General features: G+C 57.7%; 15 protein-coding genes and 4 tRNA genes. All 19 read left to right on the forward strand.

Annotated features, from left to right (window positions below; genetic code table 11):
• Positions 1-107: 107 nt before the first annotated feature.
• The 19 genes from birA to fusA all read left to right on the forward strand — a co-directional run bounded on the left by birA (position 108) and on the right by fusA (position 19,320).
• Positions 108-1,067, forward strand: a complete 960-nt coding sequence (birA, locus tag AC5O5R_RS02235) for a bifunctional biotin--[acetyl-CoA-carboxylase] ligase/biotin operon repressor BirA (protein WP_172221099.1) — start codon at positions 108-110, stop codon at positions 1,065-1,067.
• Positions 1,057-1,806: a pantothenate kinase gene (locus AC5O5R_RS02240; RefSeq protein WP_172221102.1), complete on the forward strand. Its 750-nt coding sequence runs from the start codon at positions 1,057-1,059 to the stop codon at positions 1,804-1,806. Before birA ends, AC5O5R_RS02240 begins: the two co-directional genes overlap by 11 nt.
• Before the next feature lie 7 nt (positions 1,807-1,813).
• A complete protein-coding gene (locus tag AC5O5R_RS02245; RefSeq protein ID WP_172221105.1) occupies positions 1,814-2,239 on the forward strand; it encodes a hypothetical protein in 426 nt (141 codons plus the stop codon).
• A gap of 153 nt (positions 2,240-2,392) precedes the next feature.
• A tRNA-Tyr gene (locus tag AC5O5R_RS02250) sits at positions 2,393-2,476 on the forward strand.
• 24 nt (positions 2,477-2,500) lie between these two features.
• A tRNA-Gly gene (locus AC5O5R_RS02255) sits at positions 2,501-2,574 on the forward strand.
• 29 nt (positions 2,575-2,603) lie between these two features.
• Positions 2,604-2,679: transfer RNA gene (locus AC5O5R_RS02260), tRNA-Thr, on the forward strand.
• 78 nt (positions 2,680-2,757) lie between these two features.
• A complete protein-coding gene (gene tuf / locus AC5O5R_RS02265; protein ID WP_172221108.1) occupies positions 2,758-3,951 on the forward strand; it encodes an elongation factor Tu in 1,194 nt (397 codons plus the stop codon).
• A gap of 54 nt (positions 3,952-4,005) precedes the next feature.
• Positions 4,006-4,081, forward strand: a tRNA-Trp gene (locus tag AC5O5R_RS02270).
• Positions 4,082-4,125: 44 nt separating this feature from the next.
• Positions 4,126-4,494, forward strand: coding sequence for a preprotein translocase subunit SecE (gene secE, locus AC5O5R_RS02275; RefSeq protein WP_112249307.1), 369 nt, complete (start codon positions 4,126-4,128; stop codon positions 4,492-4,494).
• A gap of 9 nt (positions 4,495-4,503) precedes the next feature.
• Positions 4,504-5,037 (forward strand): transcription termination/antitermination protein NusG, encoded by a 534-nt coding sequence (gene nusG, locus AC5O5R_RS02280; protein ID WP_043199430.1) that lies wholly within the window; start codon positions 4,504-4,506, stop codon positions 5,035-5,037.
• Between the two features lie 119 nt (positions 5,038-5,156).
• Complete coding sequence (rplK, locus tag AC5O5R_RS02285) at positions 5,157-5,588, forward strand: 50S ribosomal protein L11 (protein WP_003255500.1); 432 nt, start codon at positions 5,157-5,159, stop codon at positions 5,586-5,588.
• The gene (gene rplA / locus AC5O5R_RS02290) at positions 5,588-6,283 is read left to right on the forward strand and encodes a 50S ribosomal protein L1 (RefSeq protein WP_172221111.1); all 696 of its coding nucleotides are present in this window, start codon (positions 5,588-5,590) and stop codon (positions 6,281-6,283) included. The genes rplK and rplA overlap by 1 nt, the downstream gene beginning before the upstream one ends.
• A gap of 197 nt (positions 6,284-6,480) precedes the next feature.
• Positions 6,481-6,981: a 50S ribosomal protein L10 gene (gene rplJ / locus AC5O5R_RS02295; protein ID WP_172221114.1), complete on the forward strand. Its 501-nt coding sequence runs from the start codon at positions 6,481-6,483 to the stop codon at positions 6,979-6,981.
• 78 nt (positions 6,982-7,059) lie between these two features.
• The gene (gene rplL / locus AC5O5R_RS02300) at positions 7,060-7,425 is read left to right on the forward strand and encodes a 50S ribosomal protein L7/L12 (RefSeq protein ID WP_033703494.1); all 366 of its coding nucleotides are present in this window, start codon (positions 7,060-7,062) and stop codon (positions 7,423-7,425) included.
• A gap of 220 nt (positions 7,426-7,645) precedes the next feature.
• Positions 7,646-11,719: a DNA-directed RNA polymerase subunit beta gene (gene rpoB / locus AC5O5R_RS02305; RefSeq protein WP_172221117.1), complete on the forward strand. Its 4,074-nt coding sequence runs from the start codon at positions 7,646-7,648 to the stop codon at positions 11,717-11,719.
• A gap of 63 nt (positions 11,720-11,782) precedes the next feature.
• Positions 11,783-15,982, forward strand: a complete 4,200-nt coding sequence (gene rpoC, locus AC5O5R_RS02310) for a DNA-directed RNA polymerase subunit beta' (RefSeq protein ID WP_172221119.1) — start codon at positions 11,783-11,785, stop codon at positions 15,980-15,982.
• Positions 15,983-16,193: 211 nt separating this feature from the next.
• A complete protein-coding gene (rpsL, locus tag AC5O5R_RS02315) occupies positions 16,194-16,565 on the forward strand; it encodes a 30S ribosomal protein S12 (RefSeq protein WP_003255492.1) in 372 nt (123 codons plus the stop codon).
• Between the two features lie 106 nt (positions 16,566-16,671).
• Entirely contained in the window at positions 16,672-17,142 is a 471-nt protein-coding gene (gene rpsG, locus AC5O5R_RS02320; RefSeq protein ID WP_008089143.1) for a 30S ribosomal protein S7, read from the forward strand.
• A gap of 30 nt (positions 17,143-17,172) precedes the next feature.
• On the forward strand, positions 17,173-19,320 hold the full coding sequence (gene fusA / locus AC5O5R_RS02325; RefSeq protein WP_172285392.1) for an elongation factor G: 2,148 nt from the start codon (positions 17,173-17,175) through the stop codon (positions 19,318-19,320).
• Positions 19,321-19,329 lie beyond the last annotated feature (9 nt).

Genomic DNA, 19,329 nt, shown 5'->3' on the forward strand with positions numbered 1-19,329 from the left:
AAATCCAGGACCACATAGGTCGTTTGCCCTTGTTTTGCCGGCCCTTTTCCTATGCAAGCCAGCAGCCCGTGGCTATCATGCCTGCCTTATTCCAAGTCGAGACTGGCATGCTGAAGTTGTTGAATCTCCTCAAGGATGGCCGGTTCCATTCCGGAGAAGCCTTGGGGGCAGCCCTCGGGGTGAGTCGCAGCGCCGTTTGGAAGCAGCTGCAGCATCTGGAAAGTGAGCTGAACCTCACCATTCACAAGGTTCGTGGTCGTGGCTATCAGCTGGCGGCGCCACTCGCATTGCTCGAAGCGCAGGCAATCGCTGATTTCGCCGAGGGCGAACAGTGGCCTGTTTTCATCTACGAAAGCATCGATTCGACCAACGCCGAGGGCCTCCGGCTCGCCGGTGAGGGGCAGGCGGCTCCGTTCCTGGTCTTGGCTGAGCGCCAGAGTGCCGGGCGCGGTCGGCGTGGCCGGCAATGGGTCAGCCCCTTCGCGGAAAATCTTTATTACAGCCTGGTGCTGCGGATTGATGGCGGCATGCGCCAGCTGGAAGGCTTGAGCCTGGTGGTGGGGCTGGCGGTAATGCGCACCCTGCAGGCGTTCGGTGTGAAGGATGCAGGGCTCAAATGGCCTAATGATGTGCTGGTTGGCAAGCAGAAGATTACCGGTATTCTGCTGGAACTGGTGGGTGATCCCGCCGATGTCTGCCATGTGGTGCTGGGAATTGGCATCAACGTGAACATGCAGGCCAACGACCAGGTCGATCAGCAGTGGACCTCGATGCGAAGGGAGGTGGGTACGGCAATCGACCGAAACCGTCTGGTTGCATCGCTCAGTCAGCAATTACAGCACGAATTGGCCCGTCATCGTCGCTATGGGTTTGCCGCATTCCAGGAAGAGTGGGAGCAGGCACATCTCTGGCAGGGGCGTAATGTCTCGCTGGTTGCCGGTACTACGCATATTGATGGCAAGGTTCTTGGCGTCGACGGGCAGGGTGGTTTGCGCCTTGCAGTGGACGGGGTAGAAAAGAGCTTCAGCGGTGGTGAGCTCAGTTTGAGGTTGCGTGATGATTCTTGAGCTCGATTGCGGTAACAGCTTCATCAAGTGGCGGGTTATCCATGCCGCTGATGCAGTGATTGAAGGCGGTGGCATTGTCGATTCCGATCAGGCGCTATTGGCGGAAGTCGCTGCGCTCGCTTCGCTATGCCTTACCGGCTGCCGTATTGTCAGTGTCCGCAGCGAAGAGGAAACCGCAGCCCTGTGCGCGCTGATCGCGCAAGCGTTTGCCGTGCACGCGCGCGTGGCGCAGCCTGCTCAGGAAATGGCCGGGGTGCATAATGGCTATGACGATTATCAGCGTCTGGGCATGGATCGGTGGCTTGCGGCATTGGGTGCATTTCACCTGGCCAAAGGCGCGTGCCTGATCATCGACCTGGGTACGGCTGCCAAGGCGGATTTCGTTGCGGCGAACGGCGAGCATCTGGGCGGCTACATCTGCCCGGGTATGCCATTGATGCGCAGCCAGTTGCGTACTCACACCCGGCGTATCCGCTACGACGATGCCTCCGCGGAGCGAGCGTTGACCAGCTTGTCACCAGGTCGTTCGACTGTAGAGGCGGTGGAGCGCGGTTGTGTATTGATGCTGCAGGGTTTTGCGCGCACTCAGCTTGAGCAGGCGCGTGCGCTATGGGGTGAACAATTCACGGTGTTCCTCACCGGCGGTGATGCGCCACTGGTCAGGGAGGCTCTGCCGCAAGCGCGTGTTGTACCTGACCTGGTTTTTGTTGGCCTGGCCATGGCCTGCCCACTGAATTGAGGTGCCTATGCGTTGGTTGTTTCTGTTGTTGGTGGTGCTTAACGTCTGTTATTACGTGTGGCATCAGCAGGAAGCCCCGCTGAAGGTCAAGGAAGTCGCCCCGCTGTCGCTGTACAAGGGGAATCAGCAAGAAATTCGCCTGTTGCGTGAAACGGGTGCGTCTGCACCTGCCAAGCGCCGTGACGAATGCCTGGTAGTCGGCGGCGATTTGGGGCAGGGGCAGCTCGAGGCCCTGCGTCAGCGCCTGCTGAGCCTGGATATCACTGCCTTGCCGGTGCTGGGACAGTTGCCTGGCGCGGAGGGTCGCTGGCTCAAGGTTGCCGCAGAAAGCGAGCGTTTGCTGGACCAAACGGTGCTCTCAGCTCTTTCCAATGATTTCAAAGACTTAAAACACAAAATTATTTTCTGCCAGGGTATTGCAACTGGCGAATAGCTTGATAGAATGGCGCCCGCTTCACAGGGAACACCACTCAGGTGGCAGAACTGGAAGCGGTGTCAAAGCAGCTAAGTTTCAGATTTGATTGAAAAAATTTGAAAAAAACGCTTGACACTAGGACGGCAGACAAATAGAATGCCGGCCACATCTGGAGGGATTCCCGAGCGGCCAAAGGGGACGGACTGTAAATCCGTTGCGAGAGCTTCGAAGGTTCGAATCCTTCTCCCTCCACCAGTTTTAGCGAGAGCCGCAAGCTCCGCGGGTATAGTTTAGTGGTAGAACCTCAGCCTTCCAAGCTGATGATGCGGGTTCGATTCCCGCTACCCGCTCCAAGTTTGCCGGATTTTGCACAAAGTGTTTCGCTCTTGTAGCTCAGTTGGTAGAGCACACCCTTGGTAAGGGTGAGGTCAGCGGTTCAAATCCGCTCAAGAGCTCCATACAAACAAGGCAGATATGAAAATATCTGCCTTTGTTTTATCAGCGCAAGACTATTTCTTCTGCGGAGGATTGTATCGATGGCTAAGGAAAAGTTTGATCGTTCCCTTCCCCACGTTAACGTCGGCACTATCGGCCACGTTGACCACGGTAAGACCACTCTGACCGCAGCTCTGACTCGCGTTTGCTCCGAAGTTTTCGGTTCGGCAATCGTTGAGTTCGACAAGATCGACTCGGCTCCGGAAGAAAAAGCGCGCGGTATCACCATCAACACCGCTCACGTCGAATACAATTCGACCATTCGTCACTATGCTCACGTCGACTGCCCAGGTCACGCTGACTACGTGAAGAACATGATCACCGGTGCTGCCCAGATGGACGGCGCGATCCTGGTTTGCTCGGCCGCCGATGGTCCGATGCCGCAAACCCGTGAGCACATCCTGCTGTCTCGTCAGGTAGGCGTTCCGTACATCGTGGTCTTCCTGAACAAGGCTGACCTGGTAGATGACGCTGAGCTGCTGGAACTGGTCGAGATGGAAGTTCGCGACCTGCTGTCCACCTACGACTTCCCAGGCGACGACACCCCGATCATCATCGGTTCGGCTCGTATGGCCCTGGAAGGCAAAGACGACAACGAAATGGGCACTACCGCTGTCAAGAAGCTGGTAGAAACTCTGGATAGCTACATCCCGGAGCCAGTTCGTGCCATCGATCAGCCGTTCCTGATGCCGATCGAAGACGTATTCTCGATCTCGGGTCGCGGCACCGTTGTTACCGGTCGTATCGAGCGTGGTATCGTCCGCGTTCAGGATCCGCTGGAAATCGTTGGTCTGCGTGACACCACCACCACCACCTGCACTGGTGTTGAGATGTTCCGCAAGCTGCTGGACGAAGGTCGTGCTGGCGAGAACTGCGGCGTTCTGCTGCGTGGTACCAAGCGTGACGACGTTGAACGTGGTCAGGTTCTGGTCAAGCCAGGTTCGGTCAAGCCGCACACCAAGTTCACTGCAGAAGTCTACGTCCTGTCGAAGGAAGAGGGCGGTCGTCACACGCCGTTCTTCAAAGGCTACCGTCCTCAGTTCTACTTCCGTACCACTGACGTGACCGGTAACTGCGAACTGCCGGAAGGTGTTGAAATGGTAATGCCAGGTGACAACATCCAGATGGTTGTCACCCTGATCAAGACCATCGCAATGGAAGACGGTCTGCGCTTCGCTATCCGTGAAGGCGGTCGTACCGTCGGCGCCGGCGTCGTAGCAAAAATTATTGAATAAGTAGTTGATTTACTTGATCAGGCCGGTATAATGGCCGGCCTGATACAGCGTTACAGGTCAGTAGCTCAATTGGCAGAGCGACGGTCTCCAAAACCGTAGGTTGGGGGTTCGATTCCCTCCTGACCTGCCATTTCACCTCGGTGTGATGGCTTTCTTCTTACAGGATCCTCCTCGATGACCCCCAAAACTGAAGCCCAAGAATCGCGTTTTGATCTGTTCAAGTGGCTGGCTGTAGTGGCTTTGGTGGTTGTTGGTGTAGTGGGTAATCAATACTACTCCGCCTCTCCTATCCTGTACCGCGTTCTCGCACTTCTCGTCCTGGCCGCTGTCGCGGGCTTTGTAGCTCTGCAGACTGCGAAGGGCAAGTCGTTCTTTACGTTGGCGAAGGAAGCTCGTACCGAGATCCGTAAAGTCGTGTGGCCGACCCGCCAGGAAACCACCCAGACCACGCTGATTGTCGTGGCTGTCGTGCTGGTTATGGCACTGCTGTTGTGGGGTCTCGATTCCCTGCTCGGCTGGGCGGTCTCCCTGATCGTTGGCTAAAGGTGTCCCGTGGCTAAGCGTTGGTATGTTGTGCATGCTTACTCGGGTTACGAGAAGCATGTAATGCGCTCCCTGATTGAGCGCGTCAAGCTGGCTGGCATGGAAGACGGTTTCGGCGAGATCTTGGTTCCGACCGAAGAAGTCGTCGAAATGCGCAACGGCCAGAAGCGCAAGAGTGAGCGTAAATTCTTCCCTGGCTATGTACTGGTCCAGATGGAGATGAACGAAGGGACTTGGCACTTGGTCAAGGATACTCCTCGTGTGATGGGCTTTATTGGTGGTACTGCAGACAAGCCTGCGCCAATCACCGATAAAGAAGCCGAGGCTATCCTGCGTCGCGTTGCCGACGGTAGCGACAAGCCGAAGCCCAAGACGCTGTTCGAACCAGGTGAAGTGGTTCGAGTCGTTGACGGTCCGTTCGCTGACTTCAACGGTAGTGTCGAAGAGGTTAACTACGAAAAGAGCCGCCTGCAGGTTGCGGTGCTCATTTTCGGTCGCTCTACTCCGGTGGAGCTCGAGTTCAGCCAGGTCGAAAAGGTCTAGGCGGACGAAGCATCCCATACCCCGCAGCCCTGTGTGCTGCGGGGTTTTGTCGTCACTGGGATAAAACGCAAGTCATCCGGGGAGCCATCAGGCGTTCGTACCCGATTTTGGAGTAGCTCATGGCTAAGAAGATTCAGGCTTACATCAAGCTGCAAGTTAAGGCCGGCCAGGCCAACCCAAGCCCACCCGTTGGTCCAGCACTGGGTCAACACGGTGTGAACATCATGGAATTCTGCAAGGCCTTCAACGCCCGTACTCAGGGTCAAGAAGCCGGCCTGCCGACTCCTGTGATCATCACTGTCTACAGCGACCGTAGCTTCACCTTCGAGACCAAGAGCACCCCTGCCTCGGTTCTGCTGAAGAAAGCTGCTGGCCTGACCAGTGGTTCGGCTCGTCCGAACACCGTTAAAGTCGGTACCGTGACCCGTGCTCAGCTGGAAGATATCGCCAAGGCCAAACAGGCTGATCTGACTGCCGCTGACCTGGACGCTGCTGTACGCACCATCGCTGGCTCTGCCCGCAGCATGGGCCTGAACGTGGAGGGTGTGTAATGGCTAAGCTGACCAAGCGTCAAAAGGCAATCGCCGAGAAAATCGAAGCAGGCAAGGCCTACAACTTCGAAGAAGCGGCAACTCTGCTGGCTTCGCTGCCGGCTGCCAAATTCGTAGAGTCCTACGACATCGCCGTTAACCTCGGTGTTGACCCGCGTAAATCCGACCAGGTCGTACGTAGCGCTACTGTGCTGCCACACGGCACTGGCAAGACCGTTCGCGTTGCTGTCTTCACCCAGGGTCCAGCTGCCGAGGCCGCTCTGGCTGCCGGCGCTGACCGTGTAGGTATGGACGATCTGGCTGCCGAAATGAAAGCCGGCGACCTGAACTATGACGTCGTCATCGCATCGCCTGATGCCATGCGCGTTGTAGGTCAGCTGGGTCAGGTTCTGGGTCCTCGCGGCCTGATGCCTAACCCGAAAGTTGGTACCGTTAGCCCAGACGTAGCCACTGCCGTGAAAAACGCCAAGGCTGGTCAGGTTCGCTACCGTACCGACAAGAACGGTATCATCCATACCTCCGTTGGCAAGATCGGCTTTGAAGCTGGCAAGCTGAAGGAAAACGTTGAAGCCCTGATCGCTGATCTGAAGCGTATCAAGCCTGCTTCCTCGAAAGGTATCTACGTCAAGCGCGTTACCCTGAGCACCACCATGGGCCCAGGTCTGGTCATCGATCAGAGCTCGCTGGACGTGTAAGAACATGGCGGCGCGACCTGTCGCGCCGCCAGCAAAAATTGGGGTCCCTGCCTGGCGGGGGCTATCCAAGACCGTAGGTGGCGCAAGCCTTAAAATACCAGCCCACGCAGATGGTGCTCCCGATTCGTTCGCGAATCAGACACCAAAACGACATCCGGCTTCGGCCAGATGAAACGGTAAAAACCAGGAGTAAACCCGTGGCAATTAAACTCGAAGACAAGAAGGCCATCGTCGCTGAAGTCAACGAGGCTGCCAAAGTCGCTCTGTCCGCTGTCGTGGCTGATGCCCGTGGTGTGACTGTAAGCGCAATGACCGGACTCCGTAAAGAGGCTCGCGAAGCTGGCGTATACGTACGTGTCGTACGTAACACCCTGCTCAAGCGCGCTGTTGAAGGCACCGAATTTTCGATCCTCAACGACGCGTTCAAAGGCCCGACCCTGATTGCTTTCTCCAACGAACACCCGGGCGCTGCTGCTCGTCTGTTCAAAGAGTTCGCCAAGGGTCACGACAAGTTCGAGATCAAGGCAGCTGCGTTTGACGGCAATTTCATTGCCGCCAACCAGATCGATGTACTGGCTACCTTGCCGACCCGTGACGAAGCTATCGCACGTCTGATGAGCGTGATTCAAGGCGCCACCAGCAAGCTGGCTCGTACTCTGGCGGCCGTTCGCGACCAGAAAGAAGCTGCTGCTGCCTAAGGCAGCGTAAAATCTTTCAAAATCATATGTTTAATTTGATGGCTGCGTAGGCTGTCACCCCAATACAGGATTTAAGTCATGTCCCTGACTAACGAACAAATCATCGAAGCAATCGGCCAGAAAACCGTTCTGGAAGTTGTTGAGCTGATCAAAGCTATGGAAGAAACCTTCGGCGTGACCGCTGCTGTTGCCGCTGCTGGCCCAGCTGCTGCTGCTGCCGTTGTTGAAGAGCAGACTGAGTTCAACGTTGTTCTGCTGGAAGCTGGCGAGAAGAAAGTGAACGTGATTAAAGCCGTTCGCGAACTGACCGGTCTGGGCCTGAAAGAAGCCAAAGAGAAAGTCGACGGCGCTCCTCAGGTCGTAGCTGAAGGCGTTTCGAAAGAAGCCGCTGAAGACGCCAAGAAGAAGCTGGAAGAAGCAGGCGCTAAAGTCGAGCTGAAGTAATCTCGACCTTGCGATGCCAGCCTGAGCGTTGAGCAAAGGGCTGATGGCTGGTGGCTTATGCCACCGGCCTTTTTCCGTTATTGGTGGCCGGTCAGGCCGGCCCCGATAACAAGCTGCAAGACACCCATGTGGGTGGCGCAAACCAAGGGGTTTGCACGATTTTCTGGCTGCTCCCGTCGGGAGAAGCCAAACAAGCAGGTGACCAAGCTGGGGAACGCTGATGGCTTACTCATACACTGAGAAAAAACGTATCCGCAAGGACTTTAGCAAGTTGCCGGACGTTATGGATGTGCCTTACCTCCTGGCCATCCAGCTGGATTCGTATCGCGAATTCCTGCAAGCGGGAGCATCCAAGGATCACTTCCGCGACGTCGGCCTGCACGCGGCCTTCAAATCGGTATTCCCGATCATCAGCTACTCCGGCAATGCTGCCTTGGAGTACGTAGGCTATCGCCTGGGCGAACCCGCCTTCGATGTGAAGGAATGTGTCCTGCGTGGCGTGACCTTCGCGGTTCCACTGCGGGTCAAGGTGCGCCTGATCATCTTCGACAAGGAATCGTCGAACAAAGCGATCAAGGACATCAAAGAGCAAGAAGTCTACATGGGTGAAATCCCCCTGATGACTGAGAACGGTACCTTCGTAATCAACGGTACCGAGCGTGTGATCGTTTCCCAGCTGCACCGTTCGCCTGGTGTGTTCTTCGACCACGACCGTGGCAAGACTCACAGCTCCGGCAAGCTGCTGTACTCCGCTCGCATCATCCCTTACCGCGGTTCGTGGCTGGACTTCGAGTTCGACCCTAAAGACTGCGTGTTCGTGCGTATCGACCGTCGCCGCAAACTGCCGGCCTCGGTGCTGCTGCGTGCCCTGGGTTACAGCACTGAAGAAGTGCTGAACACCTTCTACACCACCAACATCTTCCACATTTCCGGCGAGAGCCTCAGCCTGGAACTGGTGGCGCAGCGTCTGCGTGGTGAAGTTGCAGTCATGGACATCCATGACGAAACCGGCAAGGTCATCGTTGAGCAAGGCCGCCGTATCACCGCGCGCCACATCAACCAGATCGAGAAAGCTGGCGTCAAGCAGCTGGACGTTCCGATGGAGTACGTCCTGGGCCGCACTACCGCCAAGGCGATCGTGCACCCGGCGACTGGTGAGATCCTGGCCGAGTGCAACACCGAGCTGACCACCGATCTGCTGATCAAGATCGCCAAGGCTCAGGTCGTCCGTATCGAGACCCTGTACACCAACGACATCGATTGCGGTCCGTTCATCTCCGACACGCTGAAGATCGACACCACCAGCAACCAGCTGGAAGCCCTGGTCGAAATCTACCGCATGATGCGTCCTGGCGAGCCGCCAACCAAGGATGCTGCCGAGACCCTGTTCAACAACCTGTTCTTCAGCGCCGAGCGTTACGACCTGTCTGCCGTCGGCCGCATGAAGTTCAACCGTCGTATCGGTCGTACCGAGATCGAAGGTTCGGGCGTGCTGAGCAAGGAAGATATCGTCGAGGTTCTGAAGACCCTGGTCGATATCCGTAACGGCAAAGGCATCGTCGACGACATCGACCACCTCGGTAACCGTCGCGTACGCTGCGTCGGCGAGATGGCCGAGAACCAGTTCCGTGTTGGCCTGGTGCGTGTTGAGCGCGCGGTCAAGGAACGTCTGTCGATGGCAGAAAGCGAAGGCCTGATGCCGCAAGACCTGATCAACGCCAAGCCGGTCGCGGCGGCGGTGAAAGAGTTCTTCGGTTCGAGCCAGCTGTCCCAGTTCATGGACCAGAACAACCCGCTCTCCGAGATCACCCACAAGCGCCGCGTCTCCGCACTCGGCCCGGGCGGTCTGACCCGTGAGCGTGCAGGCTTCGAAGTCCGCGACGTACACCCGACCCACTATGGCCGCGTGTGCCCGATCGAGACCCCTGAAGGTCCGAACATCGGTCTGATCAACTCCCTGGCAGCCTATGCCCGCACCAACCAGTACGGCTTCCTGGAAAGCCCGTACCGCGTGGTGAAGGAAGGCGTGGTCAGCGATGACATCGTGTTCCTGTCGGCCATTGAAGAAGCGGATCACGTCATCGCCCAGGCTTCGGCCGCGATGAACGAGAAGAAGCAGCTGATCGATGAGCTGGTAGCTGTTCGTCACCTGAACGAGTTCACCGTCAAGGCGCCGGAAGACGTCACCCTGATGGACGTTTCGCCGAAGCAGGTTGTTTCTGTCGCAGCTTCGCTGATTCCGTTCCTTGAGCACGACGACGCCAACCGTGCGTTGATGGGTTCGAACATGCAGCGTCAGGCTGTACCAACCCTGCGTGCCGACAAGCCGCTGGTAGGTACCGGCATGGAGCGCAACGTTGCCCGTGACTCCGGTGTCTGCGTGGTTGCTCGCCGCGGTGGTGTGATCGACTCGGTCGACGCCAGCCGTGTGGTTGTTCGCGTTGCCGACGACGAAGTGGAAACCGGTGAAGCAGGTGTAGATATCTACAACCTGACCAAGTACACCCGTTCGAACCAGAACACCTGCATCAACCAGCGTCCGCTGGTGAGCAAAGGTGACAAGGTTCAGCGTGGCGACATCATGGCCGACGGCCCGTCCACCGACATGGGTGAACTGGCACTGGGCCAGAACATGCGCATCGCGTTCATGGCGTGGAACGGCTTCAACTTCGAAGACTCCATCTGCCTGTCCGAGCGTGTGGTTCAGGAAGACCGCTTCACCACGATCCACATCCAGGAACTGACCTGTGTGGCGCGTGACACCAAGCTTGGCCCAGAGGAAATCACTGCGGACATCCCGAACGTGGGTGAAGCCGCACTGAACAAGCTGGACGAAGCCGGTATCGTCTACGTGGGTGCCGAAGTAGGCGCGGGCGACATCCTGGTCGGCAAGGTCACGCCAAAAGGCGAAACCCAGCTGACGCCGGAAGAGAAGCTGCTGCGTGCGATCTTCGGTGAAAAAGCCAGCGACGTTAAGGACACCTCCCTGCGCGTGCCAACCGGCACCAAAGGTACTGTCATCGACGTACAGGTCTTCACCCGTGATGGCGTAGAACGCGACAGCCGCGCCCTGGCCATCGAGAAGATGCAGCTCGACGAGATCCGCAAGGACCTCAACGAAGAGTTCCGCATCGTCGAAGGCGCAACCTTCGAGCGTCTGCGTTCTGCCCTGAACGGCCAGGTGGTCGACGGTGGCGCAGGCCTGAAGAAGGGCACTGTGGTCACTGACGAAGTGCTGGACGGTCTGGAGCACGGCCAGTGGTTCAAACTGCGCATGGCCGAAGATGCACTGAACGAGCAGCTGGAAAAGGCTCAACAGTACATCGTCGATCGTCGCCGTCTGCTGGACGACAAGTTCGAAGACAAGAAGCGCAAGCTGCAGCAGGGCGATGACCTGGCACCGGGCGTACTGAAGATCGTCAAGGTCTACCTGGCAATCCGCCGTCGCATCCAGCCGGGTGACAAGATGGCCGGTCGTCACGGTAACAAGGGTGTCGTCTCGGTAATCATGCCGGTTGAAGACATGCCACACGATGCCAACGGTACTCCGGTCGACGTCGTGCTGAACCCGCTGGGCGTACCTTCGCGTATGAACGTCGGTCAGATCCTCGAAACTCACCTGGGCCTCGCGGCCAAAGGTCTGGGCGAGAAGATCGACCGCATGATCGAAGAGCAGCGCAAAGCCGCTGAGCTGCGCGTGTTCCTGACCGAGGTCTACAACGAGATCGGCGGTCGTCAGGAAAACCTCGACGAGTTCACCGACGAAGAGATCCTGGCCCTGGCGCACAACCTGAAGAAGGGCGTGCCGATGGCTACCCCGGTCTTCGATGGTGCCAAGGAGCGCGAGATCAAGGCCATGCTGAAGCTGGCTGACCTGCCTGAGAGCGGCCAGATGGTGCTGTTCGATGGCCGTACCGGCAACAAGTTCGAGCGTCCTGTGACCGTTGGTTACATGTACATGCTCAAGCTGAACCACTTGGTGGACGACAAGATGCACGCGCGTTCCACTGGTTCCTACAGCCTGGTTACCCAGCAGCCGCTGGGTGGTAAGGCGCAGTTCGGTGGTCAGCGTTTCGGGGAGATGGAAGTGTGGGCGCTGGAAGCATACGGCGCGGCATACACCCTGCAAGAAATGCTCACAGTGAAGTCGGACGACGTGAACGGCCGTACCAAGATGTACAAGAACATCGTGGATGGCGATCACCGTATGGAGCCGGGCATGCCCGAGTCCTTCAACGTGTTGATCAAAGAGATCCGTTCGCTCGGTATCGACATCGATCTGGAAACCGAATAACACGTGACGCGAAGGGGAGTGGGGCGGTAATGCCCACTCCCTGCTCCGCCAGGAGGAAAGGCCTTGAAAGACCTACTGAATTTGCTGAAAAACCAGGGTCAAGTCGAAGAGTTCGACGCCATCCGCATCGGTCTGGCGTCACCTGAAATGATCCGTTCGTGGTCGTTCGGTGAAGTCAAGAAGCCGGAAACCATCAACTACCGTACGTTCAAACCAGAGCGTGACGGCCTGTTCTGCGCCAAGATCTTTGGCCCAGTCAAGGACTACGAGTGCCTGTGCGGCAAGTACAAGCGCCTCAAGCACCGCGGCGTGATCTGCGAGAAGTGCGGCGTTGAAGTTGCCCTGGCCAAGGTTCGTCGTGAGCGCATGGCGCACATCGAACTGGCCTCGCCGGTTGCTCACATCTGGTTCCTGAAGTCGCTGCCGTCCCGTATCGGCCTGCTGATGGACATGACCCTGCGTGACATCGAGCGCGTGCTCTACTTCGAGAGCTACGTCGTTATCGATCCGGGCATGACCACCCTGGAAAAGGGCCAGCTGCTGAACGACGAGCAGTACTTCGAAGCGCTGGAAGAGTTCGGTGACGACTTTGATGCCCGCATGGGTGCCGAAGCTGTCCGCGAGCTGCTGCACGCTATCGACCTGGAGCACGAGATTGGTCGCCTGCGCGAAGAAATTCCGCAGACCAACTCGGAAACCAAGATCAAGAAGCTGTCCAAGCGCCTGAAGCTGATGGAAGCTTTCCAGGGCTCGGGCAACCTGCCTGAGTGGATGGTCCTGACCGTCCTGCCAGTGCTGCCGCCGGACCTGCGTCCGCTGGTACCGCTGGATGGTGGCCGCTTCGCGACCTCCGACCTGAACGACCTGTATCGTCGGGTGATCAACCGTAACAACCGTCTGAAGCGCCTGCTCGATCTGTCGGCGCCGGACATCATCGTGCGCAACGAAAAGCGCATGCTGCAGGAAGCGGTCGACGCCCTGCTGGACAACGGCCGTCGCGGTCGCGCCATCACTGGCTCGAACAAGCGTCCGCTGAAGTCCCTGGCTGACATGATCAAAGGTAAGCAAGGTCGCTTCCGTCAGAACTTGCTCGGTAAGCGCGTGGATTACTCCGGCCGTTCGGTAATTACCGTAGGCCCGACCCTGCGTCTGCACCAGTGCGGTCTGCCGAAGAAGATGGCCCTCGAGCTGTTCAAGCCGTTCATTTTCGGCAAGCTGGAAATGCGTGGTCTGGCGACCACCATCAAGGCTGCCAAGAAGATGGTCGAGCGCGAGCTGCCAGAGGTGTGGGACGTGCTCGCCGAGGTGATCCGCGAACACCCCGTGCTGCTCAACCGTGCACCGACCCTGCACCGTCTGGGTATCCAGGCCTTTGAACCGGTTCTGATCGAAGGTAAGGCCATTCAGCTGCACCCGCTGGTCTGCGCCGCGTACAACGCCGACTTCGACGGTGACCAGATGGCCGTTCACGTGCCGCTGACGCTGGAAGCCCAGCTTGAAGCGCGCGCGCTGATGATGTCGACCAACAACATCCTGTCGCCAGCCAACGGTGAGCCAATCATCGTTCCTTCGCAGGACGTGGTACTGGGTCTGTACTACATGACCCGTGAAGCCATCAACGCCAAGGGCGAAGGTCGCGTGTTCGCCGACCTGCAGGAAGTCGACCGCGTATTCCGCGCCGGCGAAGCTGCCCTGCACGCGAAAATCAAGGTTCGTATCAACGAAACCGTGAATGACCGTGATGGTTCCTCGACCAAGAACACCCGTATCGTCGACACCACCGTCGGCCGTGCGCTGCTGTTCCAGGTTGTACCGGCAGGCCTGCCATACGATGTCGTCAACCAGCCGATGAAGAAAAAGGCGATCTCCAAGCTGATCAACCAGTGCTACCGCGTGGTTGGTCTGAAAGAGACCGTTATCTTCGCCGACCAGCTGATGTACACCGGCTTTGCCTACTCGACCATTTCCGGCGTTTCCATCGGTGTGAATGACTTCGTCATCCCTGATGAAAAAGCCCGCATCATCAACAGCGCCACCGATGAAGTGAAGGAAATCGAGAGCCAGTACGCCTCCGGCCTGGTAACCCAGGGCGAGAAGTACAACAAGGTCATCGACTTGTGGTCGAAGGCGAACGACGAAGTTTCCAAGGCGATGATGGCCAACCTCTCGAAAGAGAAGGTCATCGACCGCGAAGGCAAAGAAGTCGAGCAAGAGTCCTTCAACTCGATGTACATGATGGCTGACTCCGGTGCCCGTGGTTCCGCAGCACAGATCCGTCAGTTGGCCGGTATGCGTGGCCTGATGGCCAAGCCGGACGGCTCCATCATCGAGACGCCGATCACCGCGAACTTCCGTGAAGGCTTGAGCGTGCTTCAGTACTTCATCTCGACTCACGGTGCTCGTAAAGGTCTGGCGGATACCGCACTGAAGACCGCCAACTCCGGTTACCTGACTCGTCGTCTGGTAGACGTTGCCCAGGATCTGGTGGTTACCGAGATCGACTGCGGCACCGACCATGGCCTGTTGATGACCCCGCACATCGAAGGCGGCGACGTTGTAGAGCCGCTGGGTGAGCGTGTACTGGGTCGTGTCATCGCCCGTGACGTGTTCAAGCCAGGCACCGAGGACGTTATCGTTCCGGCCGGTACCCTGGTTGATGAGCAGTGGGTCGAATTCATCGAGCTGAACAGCATCGACGAAGTGATCGTGCGTTCGCCGATCAACTGCGAAACCCGCTTCGGTATCTGCGCCAAGTGCTACGGTCGTGACCTGGCTCGCGGTCACCAGGTGAACATCGGTGAAGCTGTCGGCGTTATCGCTGCCCAGTCGATCGGTGAGCCGGGTACCCAGCTGACCATGCGTACGTTCCACATCGGTGGTGCTGCAAGCCGTACCTCGGCTGCCGACAGCGTCCAGGTGAAGAACGGCGGTATGGTTCGTCTGCACAACCTGAAGCAGGTAGTACGTGCCGATGGCAACCTGGTTGCCGTATCGCGTTCGGGCGAGTTGGCCATCGCCGACGAATTCGGTCGTGAGCGTGAGCGTTACAAGCTGCCTTACGGTGCGGTAATTTCGGTCAAGGAAGGTGAAAAGGTCGAAGCTGGCGCCATCGTCGCCAAGTGGGACCCGCACACCCACCCGATCGTTACCGAGCTGAAAGGTACCGTGACCTTCGTGGGCATGGAAGAAAACATCACCATCAAGCGTCAGACTGACGAATTGACTGGTTTGACCAACATTGAAGTACTGGACGTCAAGGATCGCCCTGCCGCAGGCAAGGAAATCCGTCCGGCTATCAAGATGGTCGATGCCAATGGCAAGGACCTGTACCTGCCAGGTACCGATGTACCTGCTCAGTACTTCCTGCCAGCCAACGCCTTGGTAGGTGTGGCTGACGGTGCACAGATCGGTGTTGGTGACGTAATTGCGCGTATCCCGCAAGAAACGTCGAAAACCCGTGACATCACCGGTGGTCTGCCACGTGTTGCCGACTTGTTCGAAGCACGCCGTCCGAAAGAAGCCTCGATTCTGGCTGAAGTCAGCGGCACCATCGCGTTCGGTAAAGAGACCAAGGGCAAGCGCCGTCTGGTCATCACTCCGACCGACGGTAGCGATCCGTACGAAGAGCTGATTCCTAAGTGGCGCCACCTGAACGTCTTCGAAGGCGAACAGGTAAACCGCGGCGAAGTCATCTCCGACGGCCCGAGCGATCCGCACGACATCCTGCGTTTGCTGGGTGTGAGCGCGCTGGCGAAGTACATCGTCAACGAGATCCAGGACGTTTACCGTCTGCAAGGCGTTAAGATCAACGACAAGCACATCGAGACCATCCTGCGTCAGATGCTGCGCAAGGTCGAGATCTCGGAGTCGGGTGATTCCAGCTTCATCAAGGGCGACCAGATGGAACTGACCCACGTACTGGTGGAGAACGAGCGTCTCGCCGGCGATGACAAGTTCATCTCCAAGTTCACCCGTGTGCTGCTGGGTATCACCAAGGCGTCGCTGTCGACCGAATCGTTCATCTCCGCGGCTTCCTTCCAGGAAACCACCCGCGTACTGACCGAAGCGGCGGTAACCGGCAAGCGCGACTACCTGCGCGGCCTGAAAGAGAACGTGGTCGTGGGTCGTCTGATCCCGGCCGGTACCGGTCTGGCTTACCACAGCGAGCGCAAGCGTCGCCGTGAAGCCGACAAACCGCTGCGTGTGAGCGCTAGTGAGGTCGAAGCTGCACTGACCGAAGCGCTGAATTCCAGCGGTAACTAAGTACAGGGCAGGGCCCCGGCAACCCTCGAACGGTCATCGACGACACACAATGTTGCCGATGATCGGGCGAGGAGGGCCGGGGCCTCGTCTTGACTGGGTGCAAGATCCTCCGTAGACTTTTGTACCCTTAAATTTGGTGAGGCTCCGTCTCGTCAATTTTTGGCTTTCTTGCAAGACAATAGAGTCGCAAGACAATCAGTGGAGCTAGTAGATGGCAACTATCAACCAGCTGGTACGTCAGCCGCGTAAGCGTTCGGTCGAGAAGTCCGACGTTCCTGCGCTGCAGAACTGCCCGCAACGTCGTGGCGTGTGCACCCGTGTGTACACCACCACGCCGAAAAAACCTAACTCGGCACTGCGTAAAGTATGCCGTGTGCGTCTGACCAACGGTTTCGAGGTTTCCTCGTACATCGGCGGTGAAGGCCACAACCTGCAAGAGCACAGCGTCGTCCTGATCCGTGGCGGCCGTGTAAAAGACTTGCCAGGTGTTCGTTACCACACCGTTCGCGGCTCTCTGGATACTTCGGGCGTCAAAGGCCGTAACCAGGGTCGTTCGAAGTACGGTACCAAGCGTCCGAAGTAATCGGCCGTTTGCACACATCCATTTTTTTGAGTCGATAAGAGTAAGGTCGGGCGGGGGTCGTAGACCCAGGTCCCGGGCTAACCTGAAGACCGTTTGAGGGCTTATCATGCCAAGACGTCGTGTAGCAGCAAAACGTGAGATTCTGGACGATCCTAAATACGGATCCCAAATCCTCGCCAAGTTCATGAACCACGTGATGGAAAGCGGCAAGAAGGCCGTGGCCGAGCGCATCGTTTACGGTGCCCTGGACAAGGTCAAAGAGCGCAAGAACAGCGACCCCCTGGAAATCTTCGAGAAAGCTCTCGACGCCATCGCTCCGCTGGTCGAAGTAAAGTCCCGTCGTGTCGGCGGTGCCACTTACCAGGTTCCGGTTGAAGTTCGTCCATCCCGTCGTAACGCTCTGGCAATGCGCTGGCTCGTAGACTACGCCCGCAAGCGCGGCGAGAAGTCGATGGCTCTGCGCCTGGCCGGCGAACTGCTGGATGCTGCTGAAGGCAAGGGTGCTGCAGTCAAGAAGCGTGAAGACGTTCACCGTATGGCTGAAGCCAACAAAGCGTTCTCGCACTACCGCTTCTAATTCAAGCATCAATCATTTTGCGAGGGCTTTATGGCTCGTACTACAGCAATTAACCGCTACCGTAACATTGGTATCTGTGCCCACGTTGACGCGGGCAAGACCACCACTACCGAGCGGATCCTGTTCTACACAGGTCTGAGCCACAAGATGGGCGAGGTGCATGACGGCGCCGCGACCACCGACTGGATGGTGCAGGAGCAGGAGCGGGGTATCACCATTACCTCCGCTGCCGTTACTACCTTCTGGAAAGGTTCCGTTGGTCAGTACGACAACTACCGCGTAAACGTCATCGATACCCCCGGCCACGTTGACTTCACCATTGAAGTAGAGCGTTCGCTGCGTGTACTCGACGGCGCGGTCGTTGTGTTCTGCGGTACCTCCGGCGTTGAGCCGCAGTCCGAAACCGTATGGCGTCAGGCCAACAAGTACGGCGTTCCACGTGTTGTTTACGTGAACAAGATGGACCGTGCCGGTGCCGACTTCCTGCGCGTTGTTGGTCAGATCAAGAACCGTCTGGGTCACACCCCGGTTCCTGTTCAGCTGGCCATCGGTTCGGAAGATAACTTCCAGGGTCAGGTCGACCTGATCAAGATGAAGGCTATCTACTGGAACGACGACGACAAAGGCACCACCTACCGTGAGGAAGAAATTCCTGCGGACATGCTCGAGCTGGCCGAAAAATGGCGCGCGAACATGGTCGAAGCGGCTGCCGAGTCCAGCGAAGAGCTGATGAACAAGTACCTGGAAGGCGAAGAGCTGACCGTCGAAGAGATCAAAGCCGGTCTGCGCGCGCGCACCCTGGCCAGCGAGATCGTTCCGGCTGTCTGCGGTTCGTCCTTCAAGAACAAGGGCGTTCCCCTGGTTCTCGACGCCGTCATCGACTTCCTGCCTGCTCCTACCGAGATTCCTGCGATCAAGGGTATCCACCCTGACCTGATCGAGAAGCCGAAGGATGAGCTGGTCGAGGCCGACTACGACGAGCGTCATGCCGACGACAACGAGCCGTTCTCGGCTCTGGCGTTCAAGATTGCCACCGACCCGTTCGTTGGTACTCTGACCTTCGTCCGTGTTTACTCGGGTATGCTGCAGTCCGGCGACTCGGTGATCAACTCGGTCAAAGGCAAGAAAGAGCGCGTTGGTCGTATGGTGCAGATGCACGCCAACCAGCGTGAAGAAATCAAAGAAGTACTGGCAGGCGACATCGCTGCTCTGATCGGCATGAAGGACGTCACCACCGGTGACACCCTGTGCAACGCCGACAAGCCGATCATCCTCGAGCGTATGGACTTCCCGGAGCCTGTGATCTCGGTAGCTGTAGAGCCGAAGACCAAGCAAGACCAGGAAAAGATGGGTATCGCACTGGGCAAGCTGGCTCAGGAAGACCCTTCGTTCCGCGTCAAGACCGACGAAGAAACCGGCCAGACCATCATCTCCGGTATGGGTGAGCTGCACCTGGACATCCTCGTTGACCGCATGAAGCGCGAGTTCAACGTCGAGGCCAACATCGGCAAGCCGCAGGTTTCGTACCGCGAGAAGATCACCAAGTCCAACGTCGAAATCGAAGGCAAGTTCGTTCGTCAGTCGGGTGGTCGTGGTCAGTTCGGTCACTGCTGGATCCGTTTCTCGGAGCCAGATCAGGACGACAAAGGCAACATCACCGAAGGTCTGGTGTTCTCCAACGAAGTCGTTGGTGGTGTGATTCCTAAGGAATTCATCGCCCCGATCCAGAAGGGTATCGAAGAGCAGATGAAGAACGGCGTTGTTGCCGGCTATCCTCTGATCGGCCTGAAGGCCACGGTATTCGACGGTTCGTACCACGATGTCGACTCCAACGAAATGGCGTTCAAAATCGCTGCTTCGATGGCAACCAAGCAGCTGGCCCAGAAGGGCGGCGGCGTGGTTCTCGAGCCGATCATGAAGGTCGAAGTTGTAACCCCGGAAGACTACCTGGGTGACGTGATGGGTGACCTGAACCGTCGTCGTGGTCTGGTTCAGGGTATGGATGATTCGGTCTCCGGCCGCGTCGTTCGTGCTGAAGTACCGCTCGGAGAGATGTTCGGTTATGCGACCGACGTTCGTTCCATGTCTCAGGGTCGCGCGAGCTACTCCATGGAATTCTCCAAATACGCCGAAGCTCCGTCGAACATCGTCGAAGCACTCGTTAAAAAACAAGGCTAATCCCCTTTA

The sequence above is a fragment of the Pseudomonas sp. 8_5_2 genome (assembly GCF_059295255.1).

Excerpts from the sequence above, each read along its gene's own strand:
- AC5O5R_RS02240 (WP_172221102.1), top strand. The coding sequence starts at position 1,057 with ATGATTCTTGAGCTCGATTGCGGTAACAGCTTCATCAAGTGGCGGGTT.
- birA (WP_172221099.1), top strand. The coding sequence starts at position 108 with ATGCTGAAGTTGTTGAATCTCCTCAAGGATGGCCGGTTCCATTCCGGA.
- rplL (WP_033703494.1), top strand. The coding sequence starts at position 7,060 with ATGTCCCTGACTAACGAACAAATCATCGAAGCAATCGGCCAGAAAACC.
- rpsL (WP_003255492.1), top strand. The coding sequence starts at position 16,194 with ATGGCAACTATCAACCAGCTGGTACGTCAGCCGCGTAAGCGTTCGGTC.
- AC5O5R_RS02245 (WP_172221105.1), top strand. The coding sequence starts at position 1,814 with ATGCGTTGGTTGTTTCTGTTGTTGGTGGTGCTTAACGTCTGTTATTAC.
- tuf (WP_172221108.1), top strand. The coding sequence starts at position 2,758 with ATGGCTAAGGAAAAGTTTGATCGTTCCCTTCCCCACGTTAACGTCGGC.
- rplK (WP_003255500.1), top strand. The coding sequence starts at position 5,157 with ATGGCTAAGAAGATTCAGGCTTACATCAAGCTGCAAGTTAAGGCCGGC.
- fusA (WP_172285392.1), top strand. The coding sequence starts at position 17,173 with ATGGCTCGTACTACAGCAATTAACCGCTACCGTAACATTGGTATCTGT.
- rpsG (WP_008089143.1), top strand. The coding sequence starts at position 16,672 with ATGCCAAGACGTCGTGTAGCAGCAAAACGTGAGATTCTGGACGATCCT.
- secE (WP_112249307.1), top strand. The coding sequence starts at position 4,126 with ATGACCCCCAAAACTGAAGCCCAAGAATCGCGTTTTGATCTGTTCAAG.
- rpoB (WP_172221117.1), top strand. The coding sequence starts at position 7,646 with ATGGCTTACTCATACACTGAGAAAAAACGTATCCGCAAGGACTTTAGC.
- rplA (WP_172221111.1), top strand. The coding sequence starts at position 5,588 with ATGGCTAAGCTGACCAAGCGTCAAAAGGCAATCGCCGAGAAAATCGAA.